Annotated in this window: 13 protein-coding genes; 6 read left to right on the top strand and 7 right to left on the bottom strand. The window is 60.9% G+C overall.

Annotated elements, in window-relative coordinates; genetic code table 11:
* The 6 genes from B3605_RS18155 to B3605_RS18130 form a co-directional block, all read left to right on the top strand.
* Positions 1–594 (top strand): Gfo/Idh/MocA family protein (locus B3605_RS18155; protein WP_296435414.1); only part of this gene is annotated, 594 nt, incomplete at its 5' end.
* A gap of 11 nt (positions 595–605) precedes the next feature.
* Positions 606–1,508: a sugar phosphate isomerase/epimerase family protein gene (locus B3605_RS18150; protein ID WP_018896483.1), complete on the top strand. Its 903-nt coding sequence runs from the start codon at positions 606–608 to the stop codon at positions 1,506–1,508.
* Positions 1,509–1,575: 67 nt separating this feature from the next.
* A complete protein-coding gene (locus tag B3605_RS18145) occupies positions 1,576–2,808 on the top strand; it encodes an ABC transporter substrate-binding protein (RefSeq protein WP_112943576.1) in 1,233 nt (410 codons plus the stop codon).
* A 143-nt stretch (positions 2,809–2,951) separates the two neighbouring features.
* Entirely contained in the window at positions 2,952–3,854 is a 903-nt protein-coding gene (locus B3605_RS18140) for a carbohydrate ABC transporter permease (RefSeq protein WP_018896481.1), read from the top strand.
* A complete protein-coding gene (locus B3605_RS18135) occupies positions 3,851–4,678 on the top strand; it encodes a carbohydrate ABC transporter permease (protein WP_112818745.1) in 828 nt (275 codons plus the stop codon). Before B3605_RS18140 ends, B3605_RS18135 begins: the two co-directional genes overlap by 4 nt.
* Positions 4,675–5,745, top strand: coding sequence for an ABC transporter ATP-binding protein (locus tag B3605_RS18130; protein ID WP_296435407.1), 1,071 nt, complete (start codon positions 4,675–4,677; stop codon positions 5,743–5,745). Before B3605_RS18135 ends, B3605_RS18130 begins: the two co-directional genes overlap by 4 nt.
* A gap of 43 nt (positions 5,746–5,788) precedes the next feature.
* Here the strand turns inward: B3605_RS18130 and B3605_RS18125 are convergent, their stop codons facing one another.
* The 7 genes from B3605_RS18125 to B3605_RS18095 all read right to left on the bottom strand — a co-directional run.
* Positions 5,789–6,820 carry an aldo/keto reductase gene (locus tag B3605_RS18125; protein ID WP_112943577.1) on the bottom strand — a complete coding sequence of 344 codons (1,032 nt, stop codon included), beginning with the start codon at positions 6,818–6,820 and terminating at the stop codon, positions 5,789–5,791.
* Between the two features lie 50 nt (positions 6,821–6,870).
* On the bottom strand, positions 6,871–8,769 hold the full coding sequence (locus B3605_RS18120) for an ABC transporter ATP-binding protein (RefSeq protein ID WP_112943578.1): 1,899 nt from the start codon (positions 8,767–8,769) through the stop codon (positions 6,871–6,873).
* A 10-nt stretch (positions 8,770–8,779) separates the two neighbouring features.
* A complete protein-coding gene (locus B3605_RS18115; RefSeq protein WP_112943579.1) occupies positions 8,780–10,588 on the bottom strand; it encodes an ABC transporter ATP-binding protein in 1,809 nt (602 codons plus the stop codon).
* A gap of 274 nt (positions 10,589–10,862) precedes the next feature.
* A complete protein-coding gene (locus B3605_RS18110; protein ID WP_296435403.1) occupies positions 10,863–11,822 on the bottom strand; it encodes a bile acid:sodium symporter family protein in 960 nt (319 codons plus the stop codon).
* A 299-nt stretch (positions 11,823–12,121) separates the two neighbouring features.
* Positions 12,122–12,355, bottom strand: a complete 234-nt coding sequence (locus B3605_RS18105; RefSeq protein ID WP_296435401.1) for a BrnA antitoxin family protein — start codon at positions 12,353–12,355, stop codon at positions 12,122–12,124.
* A gap of 47 nt (positions 12,356–12,402) precedes the next feature.
* Positions 12,403–12,645, bottom strand: coding sequence for a DUF2188 domain-containing protein (locus tag B3605_RS18100; RefSeq protein ID WP_112943581.1), 243 nt, complete (start codon positions 12,643–12,645; stop codon positions 12,403–12,405).
* Positions 12,646–12,759: 114 nt separating this feature from the next.
* A partial coding sequence (locus B3605_RS18095) for an ATP-binding protein (protein WP_414706986.1) occupies positions 12,760–13,894 on the bottom strand: 1,135 nt, incomplete at its 5' end.

The raw sequence follows: 13,894 nt of genomic DNA, 5'->3' as shown, positions 1-13,894 counted from the left end.
ATCGGCGATATCACAGGCATCCATTGCGATTTCTTCCTGGCGCCGCATTTCGGCGGTTTCCGCGAAGAGATGCAGAACGTGCTGCTGCTCGACATGGCGATCCACACTTTCGACGCCGCGCGCTTCGTCGCCGACAAGAAGCCGCTTGCCGTTTACTGCGTCGAGCGCAATCCCAAGGGTTCCTGGTATCGGCACGGCGCTTCCGCCAATGCGACCTTCGAATTCGCCGATGATGTCGTCTTCACCTATCGCGGTTCCTGGTGCGCGGAAGGCGAGCGTACGAGCTGGGAAAGCCAGTGGCGCCTCGTCGGCTCCAAGGGAATGCTGACCTGGGATGGCGAAGAGGGCTTCAAGGCCGCAACCGCTGGCCAGGATCCGGGGCTGCTGCACGGCTTCACGCCGGTCGAGGTCCCCGCACCCGAACATGACGAAGAGACGCACGGCCACGCTAGCGTGATTGCGGCCTTCGTCGAGGCGATCAAGACGGGCAAGCGTCCGGAAACAGCAAGTTCCGACAACATCAGAAGCCTCGCCATGGTCTTCGGCGCCATCGAAAGCGCCAAGACCGGCAAGCGTATCGAAATTTCAGCATAAGGATTGAGATTGTGAGCAACCCCGCCAAGTCCATTCGCATCGGAACTATGGTCAGCGCGTCGAAGGGCGGCGCCGACAAGCGGATCGGCCAGATCGCCGATATGGGTTTCGAAAGCTTCGAACCCTTCTTCTGGCAGACGACCAACGGCCAGAACCTTGCCGAACTCGGAAAGCGCTGCGTCGACGCCATCGGCGACCGTGATATCACCATCTCGACGCTCGGCATGTTTGGCAATCCGCTCGAAACCACCGATATCGATCTCGACACGCTCCAGGGCTGGAAGGATTGCATCGACAATGCGCATCACTTCGGCGCCACCTGCGTCGCCGGCTTTACCGGCCGTATCCGTGGCAAGGTGCTGACCGACAGCCTGCCGCGCTACAAGGAAATCTGGAGCGAGCTTGCCAAGCGCGCTGCCGACAAGGGCGTGAAGATCGCCTTCGAAAACTGCGCGATGGACGGCAACTGGCAGACGGGCGACTGGAACATCGCGCACAATCCGGATGCCTGGGAGCTGATCTTCAACGAGACGCCTGATGACAACATCGGCATCGAATGGGAACCGTGCCATCAGATGGTCTATCTGATCGAGCCGCTGCCGCAGATCCGCAAGTGGGCGTCGAAAATTTTCCACGTTCACGGTAAGGATGCAACGATCCGCTGGGATGTCATCAAGGAGCATGGCATCTTCGGTAAGGAGAAGTTCGTGTTCATGCGCACGCCGGGCTTTGGCGACAGCAACTGGACGGACATCATTTCGGAACTGCGCCTCGCCGGCTGGTCGGGATCCATCGACATTGAAGGCTGGCACGATCCTGTTTATCGCGACGCGCTCGAGATGACCGGCCAAGTTCATGCGCTGAACCATTTGAAGCATGCCCGGGGCGGCGACTTCGTCGTCGATCCGGTTTGATGATATCGCGGCCGGCAAGGAGGAATTGCCGGCCTTCGATCTAGGATAACCACAAAGGAGGAGAACCATGGCTATCCGTAAATTTGCAATGATCGGCGCACTTGCGCTGGCGGGCGTGTCGCTCTTCGGCCTAGCCGCCAAGGCCGAAGACGTCACCCTGACCCTCTGGTCGCTTGACCGCGACATTCAGCCGGCGCCGAACCTGATCAAGGAATTCAACGATCAGAACAACGGCATCAAGATCGAATATCGCCAGATCCAATTCGACGACGTCGTCAGTGAATCGATGCGCGCGTTTTCGACCGGCAAGGCGCCCGATATCATTGCCATCGACAACCCGAACCACGCGATGTTCGCTGCCCGCAAGGCCTTCCTCGACCTGACCGACATGATCGCCAAGTCGACCGTGATCAAGCCCGAGAACTACTTCCCCGGACCGCTGAAGTCCGCCACCTGGGACGGCAAGCTCTACGGCGTGCCGAAGGCGACGAACACGATCGCGCTCTACTATAACAAGGACATGTTCAAGGCCGCTGGCCTCGATCCTGAGAAGCCGCCGCAGACCTGGGACGAGCTCGTTGCGGACGCCAAGAAGCTTACCGATCCGTCGAAGAACGTCTACGGCCTGACCTTCTCGGCAAAGGCCAACGAGGAAGGCACCTTCCAGTTCCTGCCTTGGGCGCAGATGGGCGGTGCGACCTACAAGACGATCAACGCAGACGGTGCCGTCAAGGCGCTGACGGTCTGGAAGCAGATCATGGACGAGAAGCTTGCTTCTCCTGATACGCTGACTCGCAGCCAGTGGGACGCGACCGCCACCTTCAACGCCGGCAATGCGGCCATGGCCATCTCCGGTCCGTGGGAAATCGACCGCATGCTGACGGACGCCAAGTTCGACTGGGGCACCGCGCTGTTGCCGGTTCCGCAAGAAGGCGCGACGCGGTCTTCGGCCATGGGCGATTACAACTGGGCGATCTTCTCCAGTTCCAAGCATCCGGCGGAAGCCTTCAAGGCGCTCGAGTTCTTCGCCTCGAAGGATGACACGATGTACCAGAAGTTCGGCCAGCTGCCGGCTCGCTCCGACATCGCCATCCCGCCGACTGGCAACAAGCTGAAGGACGATGCGCTGAAGACCTTCGTCGAGCAGCTGAAATATGCTCAGCCGCGCGGTCCGTCGCCGGAATGGCCGAAGATCTCCAAGGCAATCCAGGATGCGATCCAGGCCGCACTGACCGGCCAGATGTCGCCGAAGGATGCGCTTGATCAGGCCGCCGAGAAGATCAAGGCCGTCGAAGAGTGACATATCAGGGCAAGCGGAGCGTGCGCGACGCGCTCCGCCTGTCCGACCCCAATGGCGTTTTCGCCATCCCACCGTTTCCTCCCGGCAGGGGCTGTCTTCCGCGCAAGCGCCAGGCAGCCCCGTTCGGAGCTTAAGGGGTATCCATGAAGAGGCTATTTTCCAGCATCACCGATGGCCGCGGGTTCGATATCACGCTTGTCACCCTGCCGCTCATCTTCCTGTTCGTGCTCGCGGGCCTGCCGCTCGTCTATAACATCGTCATGAGTTTCCAGGAGGTCGACATGTTCAGCCTCGGGACCTTCGTGCGCCCCTTCGTCGGTTTCAAGAACTATGTCGATCTGTTCAAGCAGCCCGAAACGCTGCCGATCATCTATAACACCGTGCTGTTCGTCGTCGGCTCCATTGCCGGCCAATTCCTGATTGGCTTCGGCCTGGCGCTGTTCTTCTGGGTGAACTTCCCGGGCGCCTCTTGGCTGCGAGGTCTGTTCCTCGTTTCCTGGGTCATGCCCGGCCTTGTCGTCGGCGCGATCTGGAACTGGGTGCTATCGGGCGACTTCGGCGTCTTGAATTTCATCCTGCGCGAAAGCGGGTTAATCAGCTCCAACATCTTCTGGCGCTCGGACCCCAATTTCTCGCTCTGGGCCGTCGTCATCGCCAATATCTGGCTTGGCACGTCGTTCAACATGATCCTGCTCTCGGTCGGCCTGTCTTCCATCCCTGGCGATCTCTATGAAGCAGCCGAACTCGACGGCGCCAATGCCTGGCAGCGCTTCTGGACGATTACGCTGCCGATGATGCGCTCGACCATCGGTGCCATTGTCTCGCTGGGTCTGATCTTCACGCTACAGCAATTCGACCTGTTCGCGGCCATCACCGATGGCGGGCCGAACAATTCGTCCAACGTCACGCAGTACTGGGCCTGGGACCTGTCCTTCCGGCAATACGACTTCGGCAAGGGCGCCACGATCTCCGTCATCATGATCGTCTTCGTGATGTTCGCCTCGATCGTCTATGTCCGGTCGACAAAACATGAGGTGCGCGGATGAGCGATACCAACCGCAACCGCCTGATGCTTTTCATCGCGATCGTTCTGGCGGCAATCTATCTCTTTCCGCTCTACTGGATGTATATCACGGCGCTGAAAAGTGGCTCGGAGATGTTCGCCAATCCGCCGAGCTTCTGGCCATCCTCACCGCAATGGGGAACCTACACCTATGTGTGGGAAAGCCGGAACATGGGGCGCTATCTCTGGAACTCTGTCGTCATCGCCTTCGGTTCCGTGGCGCTGATCACGGTGCTCGGCGTCGGCTGTGCTTATGTGTTGGCGCGCTATCGCAACATGTGGGTGGATATCGGCCTGTTCCTCATCCTCATGCTTCAGGTCCTGCCGGCATCGCTGATGATCACGCCGATTTTCGTGGGCTTCTCGCAATTCGGCTTGCTCGACTATCCGCGCTTCGCCGTGATCCTGGCGATCGCCGCGAAAAGCATGCCGTTCTTCGTGGTCCTGGTGCGTGCGACCTTCATGGCCGTGCCGATGGAGCTTGAGGAAGCAGCGCTTGTCGACGGCAACTCCCGTTTCGGCGCCTTCTTCAATATCGTACTGCCGCTGGCCCGCAACGGCATTCTCGTCAGTGCGATCCTGATCTTCATGCAGGCCTTTGGTGAGTTCGTCTATTCGAAGTCGATGATCCAGGAAGCCGAGCTTCAGCCAGCCAGCGTCGGTCTCAACTCCTTCATGGGACCGAACACCAGCGAGTGGAACAATATCATGGCCTACGCCACGATGTATGTGACGCCCGTTCTCGCCATCTTCGTTCTCTTGCAGCGCCGCATCGTATCCGGCCTCACCTCTGGAGCCCTCAAATGACCAATCAGATCGAGCTCAGCGGCGTCAACAAGCATTATGGCGCCTTCCATGCGCTGAAGAACATCAACCTTGAGATCACCAAGGGCAGCTTCGTGGCGCTCGTCGGTCCATCGGGCTGTGGGAAGTCCACCCTGCTGCGCTCGCTGGCAGGCCTGGAGAGCATCTCCGAAGGTGACCTGAAGATCGCCGGCGAGCTGATGAACAACGTGCCGCCGCGCAAGCGCGACGTTGCCATGGTGTTCCAGTCCTACGCGCTTTATCCGCACATGACGGTCGAGGAAAACCTGACCTATAGCCTGCGCATTCGCGGTGTCGCCAAGGCCGAAGCAAAGAAGGCCGCGGCCGATGTGGCGGCGACCACCGGTCTCTCCAACCTACTGAAGCGATATCCGCGGGAATTATCGGGCGGTCAGCGGCAGCGCGTGGCGATGAGCCGCGCCATCATCCGTCACCCCAAGGCGTTCTTGTTCGACGAGCCGTTGTCGAACCTCGATGCGGCGTTACGCGTTCACATGCGCAAGGAAATCCGGGCGCTGCACGATCGGCTCGGCGCGACCTCGGTCTACGTCACCCATGACCAGATCGAGGCGATGACCATGGCTGACCACGTCGTCGTCATGCGCGAGGGCGTCATCGAGCAGCAGGGCAAGCCGCTCGAGCTCTACGACACGCCGGCCAACAAGTTCGTGGCCGGCTTCATCGGTTCGCCGGCGATGAATTTCATTCCTGGTCTCGTGCAGGCGGACGGAAGCGGCCTGGCGATAGATCTCGGAACGGTCAAGCACACGCTGCTGAGCAATCGCCAGCTCCAGCCGGGCCGCAAGGTCACTGTCGGCATCCGTCCGGAGCATATCGGCATCACAGCGACAGGGCAGGGGACATTCGACATCCCCGTTGACGTCGTCGAATCCACGGGTTCGGCAACCTTCATCACCGCGGCGACTACACCGGAACTCACGATCGTTGAAACGGGCCGCAGCACGGCCCGCGGCGGCGAGACGATCGGCGTTACCATCGATCCGGCACAGGTGCATCTGTTCGACGACGCGACTGGCGTCCGTATCTGAAGGTACAAGGCAGCGGCGGTATATGCCGCCGCTGACTAATGATTTACCGCCCGCCCTCGAGCTTGCGGTGGCGCTGGTTCGTTCCACCGACCCCGTAGGGATAGTCGAAGGGGTGCGGCGCGCTGATCTCGGTGAGGCGGCGCATCTCCTCGTCGGAGAGGCTGATCTTGGCCGCGCCGAGGTTCTCCGCCAGTTGCTCCGTCGTGCGGGCGCCAAGGATGACAGACGTCACGGCCGGCCGCGCCACGGTCCAGGCGAGCGCCACTTGCGCCATGCTGCAGCCCTTGGACTTTGCGATGTCTTCCACTGCGCCGATGATGTCCCAAGTCCTCTCCTGGGCGTTGCGCTGGTCGTAAGATTCCATGCCGCGCTTCGGATTTTCGCCAAGCCGAGTCGCGCCCGTCGGCATGTGGTCACGGCGGTATTTGCCCGTCAGCCAGCCGCCGCCGAGAGGCGACCAAGGCAGCAGGCCCATGCCCGCATCCTGGCAAGCCGGCACGACCTCGAGTTCGATATCGCGCACAAGCAGGCTGTATTGCGGCTGCAGCGTCACCGGCCGGGTGTAGCCGCGCGCCTTGGCGATTTCGGCCGCCTTGGCGATATGCCAGCCGACGTAATTGGAAAAGCCGTAATAGCCGATCTTGCCGCTGGAGACGGCATCATCGAGGAAACGCAGCGTCTCCTCGATTGGCGTCAGGGCGTCCCATGCATGCATCTGGTAGAGATCGATGTGTTCGACGCCGAGACGTCTAAGCGAGTCGTCGAGCGCGACGTTCAAATGCCGCCGCGACAGCCCGATATCATTCGGGCCGTTTCCCATCGGAAACCGTCCCTTCGTTGCGATCACCGCCTGGCGGGCCTCGGTCGGCCGCTCCTTAAGCCAACGACCGATAATCTCTTCCGAAACGCCGGCGCTATAAACGTCGGCGGTGTCGATGAAATTGCCGCCCCATTTGAAATAGTCGTCGAGTATCTTGTGCGAGGTGGCTTCGTCGGCCTCCGCGCCGAAGGTCATCGTTCCCAGGCAGTATGGCGCGACGATTGTCCCGCTTGGTCCAAGCTTTCGATAATCCATTGAACATCCTCCGTGTCGAAATCGTTTCTCTGTTTGGATCGCCGATAAGGCTAGGTCGCCGGTCCGCTTGCTGCCGTCTCTTCCAGAACTGTTTCCGGAATATCGTCAAATGACGCGTAGTTGAGGTCGTATAGCCGCGCGTAAAGCTTGCGGTTCGCCATGAGCTGCTGGTGGCTGCCACTCTCGACCAACTCGCCGTTCTGCAGAACGATGATCCGGTCGGCTTCGCGAATGGTCGCCAGCCTGTGGGCGATCACCAGTCCGGTGCGGCCTTCCAGCAATTTGACCAGCGCCTTCTGGATCAGCATCTCCGTATAGCTGTCGATATTCGCCGTCGCCTCGTCCAACACCAGGATTTTCGCGTCGGCCACCAGCGCACGCGCGAAGGACAGAAGCTGGCGCTGCCCGAGCGAGAGATTGCCGCCGCGCTCGCCCAGTATGCTGTCGTATCCCTCGGGCAGCCGCATGATGAAATCATGCGCGCCGACTGCCTTGGCTGCTTCGATAACCTTCTCCCGCGTCGCGTCGTGCTTGTGATAACGGATGTTTTCGAACACGGTTCCGGTGAAGAGAAACGGCTCCTGCAGCACCATGGCGATCTGGTCGCCGAGCGAATCCTGAGTAAGCGCGCGGACATCGTGGCCACCGACGAGCACTTGCCCCTGCTGCACGTCATAGAAGCGGTGGATCAGCGACATGCAGCTCGACTTGCCCGAGCCGGTCGGGCCGACAAGAGCGACCGTTTCGCCCGGGTTGACCTTGAAGCTCACATCCTTGAGCACCGGATGCTTCGGATTATATCCGAAGACCACGTCGCGGAACTCGACTGAGCCGTCCATGTCCTTGGAGAGAACCACCGCATCGGCTGCGTCCTTGATGTCGATCGGTACATCGAGCACTTCGGTCAACCGCTGGCCGGATGCCATGGCGCGCTGCATGACGGAGTATTGGAGCGTAAGAGAACGGATCGGGTCGAAGAAGCGCTGGATGTAGAAGAGGAATGCCACGAGCACGCCGACATCCAGCGCCTGGTTGAGCACGCGCGCGCCGCCGACGACGATGACAAGCGCCATGGCGACGCCCGTCAGTGAATCGACGATCGGCACCATCACCTGCGCGTAACGCGCTGCGGTGAGATGCGTCAGAAGGTTTGCCTTCGCCTTGTCGTCGTAAAGCGTGAAGTTGACGCCCTGCCGGTCCATGCTCTGCACCGCGCGCACGCCATGGATCGCCTCAGCCAAGGCGCCGTTCGCCACCGAATTGGTCTCATGCGCTGCCATGAAGGATTTGCGGGCAAGCGGCAACCAGAACAGGCGGACGATGAACAGGATCGGCAGAACCGAAAGCGTCAGCAGGCCGAGTTTCGGATCGAGATAAAGCATGACGCCGACGATACCGACGAGCAGCGTCATATCGCCGACCGAGAGAACCGATGTTTCCAGGAATTCCTGCATCGAATTGACGTCGCCCTGCAGGCGCGACATCAGCCGGCCGACCTCGGTCTTGTCCATGAAGGACAGCGAGACGCGCTGCAGATGCGAGAACATCTGCCGGCGAATATCGAAAAGCACGTTCTCCGCCACGCCGCCGACAAGAGTCTCCTGTGCGTAGCTCGCCCCGTAATTGATCATGATCGCGACGAGGAAGACCACGACGGCCCATGTCAGCGCCGAATGGCTGCCATCCTGCTGCATGCCATGGTCGATCGCATAGCGGATAATCAGCGGAATCATCAGCTGCATCAGCGTGAACGTCAGCACCGCGCAGACCGAAAGCACGACGTCGCGCCGATAGGGTCGAACGAAGGCCCATATCCGCTTGATGACGTTGCCGTCAAAGGCCTTGCCGAACATCTCCTCTTCGACGCGCTGCGATCCCACCACCGCGCGCGGCGGCCGGCGTCCGTCCTCGCGAACGTCGGAGCGTTCAGTTTCCATTTCCTCGGCCATGTCTTCCTCCCTAGGCGCTCACAGCTTCATCGCCGGGACGCACCTGCAGATCGTAAAGCGCCTTGTAGCGCCCGTTCGCGGCCAGCAGCTCCTCGTGTGTGCCGCGCTCGACGATCTCGCCTTCTTCGATGAACAATATCTGGTCCGCATGCATCAGCGAGCTCAGCCGGTGGGCGACGATGATCGTTACCCGGTCGGCGGCGTATTTGCGCATCGCGGAGCGGATGCGCTGCTCGGTCGCGGCATCGATCGCGGCCGTGGAATCGTCGAAGACCATCACCGCGGGCTTCAGCATCAGGGCTCGGGCGATCGACAGGCGCTGGCGCTGACCGCCGGAGAGCGACACGCCGCGTTCGCCAACGACGGTGTCGTAGCCCGTCGGCAGCCCGAGCACGTAGTTGTGCAGCTGCGCGCTTTCACTGGCGCCGGCGATGCGGCTTTCCTTTGCCCATGGGTCGCCATAGGCGATATTGTTCTCGATCGATGTCGTGAACAGGAAAGAATCCTGCTGCACGATGGAGACGGAGCGGCGCAACGACTGAAGAGTCGCCTTGCGGACATCCTGGCCGTCGATTGTGACGCGGCCGCCGGTGACATCGTAGAAGCGCGGGATGAGATGCGCGAGCGTCGACTTGCCGCTACCGGGTGGGCCGACGATGCCGATTGTCTCGCCGCGTTTCGCCTCGAAGGAGATGCCGCGCAGCGCCTGTTGTGTTGGCGTGCTTGGATAGCTGAAGCTTACATGCTCGAACCGAAGCGTACCCTCGGTGATCTTCATCTCCTTCGCATCTGGCGCATCGCGAACGGCGATCTCGAGATCGAGCAGCTCGAACAGTCGGGTGCCGCAGGTCGAAGCGCGGGCGAAGGCGTTGACCATCAGGCCGAGCTGGCGCACCGGCATCTGCAGGATGGTCATGAAGGTGAGGAAGGATGCGAGCGTCCCGACCGTGATTTCGCCCGATATCACCTTGCCGCCGCCAACCCAGAGCACGAGGCCCATGGCGGCGAAAAAGGAAAAGGTCATGGCGCTCGTATTGATGACGCGGATCCCGACGCGTTGATGCGCGAGCTCCAGCGCGCTTTTGGACGCCGCTTCGAATTTCGACATCTCATAGGCGTGGGATGCGAAGGCGCGGACGACGCGAATGCCGCCGAGGTTTTCTTCCATAATCCGGGTCAGGACCGAAAGCCGCTCCTGCAGCACCAACCATGTGGCGCGCAACCGCAGCTGGGTCACCGATGAGCGCCAGCCGACGAAGGGAACGAAGCTCAGCGCCAGGAGGCCGAGCACCACGTCGGTCGACAGAAGCATGTAGGCGCCGATGCCTATCAGCATGGTCAGCAGCACCATGCGCACCAACGCCGTCGAGAAATACATGCGCACGCCTTCCAGATCGAGCAGGCCGATGGTGATCAGGTCGCCCGAGTGCACGCTGTCGTGGAAGCTGAAGGAGAGCCGCTGGATCTTTTCGTAGCAGGCAATGCGAAGCTCGTAGCCCATGTGGTGGCCGACGCTTTCGCTGTAGTAGTTCTGCACCATGGTGAAGACGCCGCGCATGACGCTGGCGCCGAGCAACAACAAGGCGGTCGTCAGCAGCGCATCCTGGGCGACAAGGCCGGCAGCGCCGCCCTCGACGACCGCCTGGGTGTGATCCACCGCGTGCCCGAGCAAGCGCGGGATCATCAGCTGGAACGAAGAGGCGATCAGGGTGGCGCCGATCGCAAGGCCGGACTGCCATGGGTGGCGTAAGGCCATGACGGTGATGCGGACCAACGTGGAGAGGCCCTTGCCCCATCCTGCCGCAGTCGCCTTTGCCATCGAAGCCGACGGCTTCGCTACACGGTTCAAAGCATCGCTGCTCACGGTATCATTCCAAAATAGAGGTGTATCGGCGCGGGTCCGCAAGGGACGGCAAATCGATGACGGGATTGGTTAGCGCGCTTACTTTTGACGATTCGAACCGGCCGTTCAAGTAAACAATTCACCAACTGGTTATTTTATCGTGAGGCCCTGCCGGGCGGGTGACGGAAAATGAAAATGGCCCGCTTTCGGCGGGCCATTCGATCGATTGTGTGGCGTTTGCGGTGAGAGATCAGGATGCATCGAGCGGCTTGTTTTCCGCGGCGTCATCGGTCCGACTGGAGAAGTAGTTCGCCAGAAGCGCGCCGGAGATATTGTGCCAGACGCTGAAGATGGCGCTGGGCACGGCTGCCACCGGCGAGAAATATGCGGTAGCGAGCGCGGCGCCAAGGCCACTGTTCTGCATGCCGACTTCGATGGCCAGCGCCTTGCGCTTGTAGAGATTGAGCCCGAACGCCTTGGCGGCGAAGAAGCCGAGCAGGTACCCGAGGCCGTTGTGCAGGACAACGACGGCGAAGATCAAAAGGCCGGACTGCGCTATTGCGCCCTTGCTGGCGCCGACAACGGCCGCGACGATCAGCACGATACCGACGACGCTTACGAGCGGCAGGGCAGGCACGGTCTTTTCGACCAGGCGCGGCAGCACCTTCTGTGCCAGGAAGCCCAGCGCCAGTGGCAGGATGATGACCTGCAGAATGCTCATGAACATCGCCATGGCGTTTACGGGCAGGTATTGGCTTGCGAACATCCAGACGAGGAAGGGCGTGACTATCGGAGCTGCCAAGGTGGTGACGCTGGTGCAGGCGACGCTCAGCGCTACGTCGCCCTTGGCGAGATAGGTCATCACGTTGCTCGATGTGCCGCCGGGGCAGCAGCCGACGAGAATGACGCCGGCGGCAACTTCCGGCGGCATCGGGATGAGCACGGTCAAGAGCAGAGCGAGCGCCGGCATGATGACGAAATGCGCGACGACGCCGATCGCGACCTCGACCGGGCGGTGGCTCAGTTCGCGGAAGTCATCGACGGAGATGGTCAAGCCCATGCCGAACATTATGATGCCGAGCAGCGTGACGATATAGGGCGTCACATGCTTGAACACATCCGGCAGCAGGAAGCCGAGCACGGCGAACAGGATGACCCAGAGGGCGAATGTCTTGCCGACAAACGCGGAGAGTGACGTGAATAGTTTCATGCCGATAACCTTAAGCAAACATATGCCTCGGCTTTTGAGCGCAAGGCTTTTGCTGTCAAGGTCGTTAGCGCTGCTTTCGGTTCCGATCGCTACGGATCGGCGCGTTTCGATAAGAAAGTGTCCGTACCAAGGGATATTCGATCCGATATATTTCCTTTTACGTACACGTCATATTCATGCCCAAATTCCCCCGTTGAAGGCGAGCGCTAGTCTGAGTTTGCCGCGCAGCACGTATCGCCGTGGCCCCCTGCCAAGCATCTCGGCTAGCACCACGGCAACGCGCACCGCTCGTCCGGCAATCAGCGGCCAGCCTTCATCGCAGCGCGCAGGCAGTCATTGATCCGCTCCTGCCAGCCGGCGCCGTCTTCCTGGAAAAACACCAGCACGTCGCTGTCGATCTTGATCGACACCATTTCCTTCGCATTCGGGATTGCCGGCCGCTCGACGGCAGCGGCCGGCTGCTTCTTGGCGGGTCTGAACAAGGCTTCCGCCGCGTCCATTGCATTGACGGGGCGTCGGGGTGTCGTGGCCATTCTATGTTCCTGTGTCGGTGAAGTTCTGGCGAAAGGTCGCCCAGCGTTCAGCGATCGTCAATAACCTCTGTATCGGGGCGATCGCCGCCGCTGGCATGTTCCGTATGCCACGAACCATCTGCGGTCTGATACTGGATTTCGGCATCGCGGCCTTCGACATGCTGTCGGCTCGCGGCGGCCTTTGCCGCGGCAAGTGCTGCGCTATGCGTGGGAAATGTTTCGGACCAGACATCGCCAAGGCGATATCCATAGCCACCATCGTGCTGTCCGACGTGATAGGTAATCTGCATCGTGCTATCTCCTGCTGCGCCCATGCCATTCGGATGGGCTCAACGATACCTGGGAAGCACTAGGCTTGAGGTCAAGCGCGGTGGTGCAAGATGCACCGCAGTACGCTCGAGCGCTTAGCTCAACTGGTGGATCTTCACCTGGGGAACGACGGATTTGGCGATCTCGCACAGGTGCAGATGGTGCGTGAGATAGATCACTTGGCCGACTTTCGCCATCTCGCCGAGAAGGCGGAACACCTCTTCGGAGCGCGGATTGTCGAAGCTCTCCATGATATCGTCGGCGACGAAGGGTACGGCCGGCCGAACGGCTGCGAACTCCTCGTAACCGGCCAGCCGGAGCGCCAGATAGAGCTGGAACTGCGTTCCGGTCGACATGGAATCTGCGAGTTTCGATCCGCCGTCGCGCGATACGCCGATCAGGATCTCCTTGTCCTTGTCCGGCTGCGTCGCGAGGCCAGAGTAATTGCCGCCGGTGATTGTCTGAAACGCCCGTGAAGCACGGTTCATCATCGAGCTGCGATGCTTGTCGCGATAGAGATGCAGCGCCTGTTCGGCCGCCAGCGTGCCGGTTCGAAGCGTCAGGTAGCGGATGGCGAGCGCCTCGATATCGAGTAGCAGTGTGCGCCGCTTCGCCTCGATACGGGCAACCGCGTCGTCGCCGCCCACGGCATCGAGCTTGTCCTTGGCGCGGGTCATGTCGGCGTAAAGCTCCCGCGCGCGCTCCGTCAGATCCTCGATACGGGCGGCAAGATTGAGCGCGCTGTGTTCGACCTCTACAGCGTCAGTCTCCGATAACAGCCTTGCAGCATCCTCAAAGGTCCTGGTGCGCAGCCCCTGCGCAATCTGCTCGCGAAGCTCCGCCATGCGCTTCTCGATCCGGTCCCTTTCCTTGGCCGCCTCTAGGTAGTTTTCGACAGCCGCCAGCGTGTCGGCGCCGAAATAGCTCGTCAACTCCGCCTTGCGGGCGTTGTGAACGGCAAGCTCCGCGTCGAGTGCCTCGCGATGAGTCTGCAGCTTTTCGAGCGTGGCCTGTCTGTCCGCGCGGTGCTGCTGATCGCGCAAGGCGGTGTTGTAGCGTTCGACAAGCGCATTGGCGGCGGCAAGCACATCGGCTGAATGAATGTCGGCCTCTGGTTGCCCAAGGATGTTGGCCAATTCGGTCCGAAACTGCGTCTGGTCATTCTCCATTGCCGACACGCGCTGCGCCAGATCGTGACGTTCCTTCAAGACGCCGGGCAGGCTTGAAAGG

Origin of the sequence: Rhizobium sp. UBA1881 (genome assembly GCF_002338015.1) — a bacterium.
In the GTDB taxonomy this organism is placed as follows: domain Bacteria; phylum Pseudomonadota; class Alphaproteobacteria; order Rhizobiales; family Rhizobiaceae; genus Rhizobium.
This window is presented reverse-complemented; position numbering and strand designations above follow the sequence as displayed.

Excerpts from the sequence above, each read along its gene's own strand:
- B3605_RS18115 (WP_112943579.1), bottom strand. The coding sequence starts at position 10,588 with ATGGCAAAGGCGACTGCGGCAGGATGGGGCAAGGGCCTCTCCACGTTG.
- B3605_RS18135 (WP_112818745.1), top strand. The coding sequence starts at position 3,851 with ATGAGCGATACCAACCGCAACCGCCTGATGCTTTTCATCGCGATCGTT.
- B3605_RS18120 (WP_112943578.1), bottom strand. The coding sequence starts at position 8,769 with ATGGCCGAGGAAATGGAAACTGAACGCTCCGACGTTCGCGAGGACGGA.
- B3605_RS18105 (WP_296435401.1), bottom strand. The coding sequence starts at position 12,355 with ATGGCCACGACACCCCGACGCCCCGTCAATGCAATGGACGCGGCGGAA.
- B3605_RS18110 (WP_296435403.1), bottom strand. The coding sequence starts at position 11,822 with ATGAAACTATTCACGTCACTCTCCGCGTTTGTCGGCAAGACATTCGCC.
- B3605_RS18130 (WP_296435407.1), top strand. The coding sequence starts at position 4,675 with ATGACCAATCAGATCGAGCTCAGCGGCGTCAACAAGCATTATGGCGCC.
- B3605_RS18140 (WP_018896481.1), top strand. The coding sequence starts at position 2,952 with ATGAAGAGGCTATTTTCCAGCATCACCGATGGCCGCGGGTTCGATATC.
- B3605_RS18145 (WP_112943576.1), top strand. The coding sequence starts at position 1,576 with ATGGCTATCCGTAAATTTGCAATGATCGGCGCACTTGCGCTGGCGGGC.
- B3605_RS18100 (WP_112943581.1), bottom strand. The coding sequence starts at position 12,645 with ATGCAGATTACCTATCACGTCGGACAGCACGATGGTGGCTATGGATAT.
- B3605_RS18125 (WP_112943577.1), bottom strand. The coding sequence starts at position 6,820 with ATGGATTATCGAAAGCTTGGACCAAGCGGGACAATCGTCGCGCCATAC.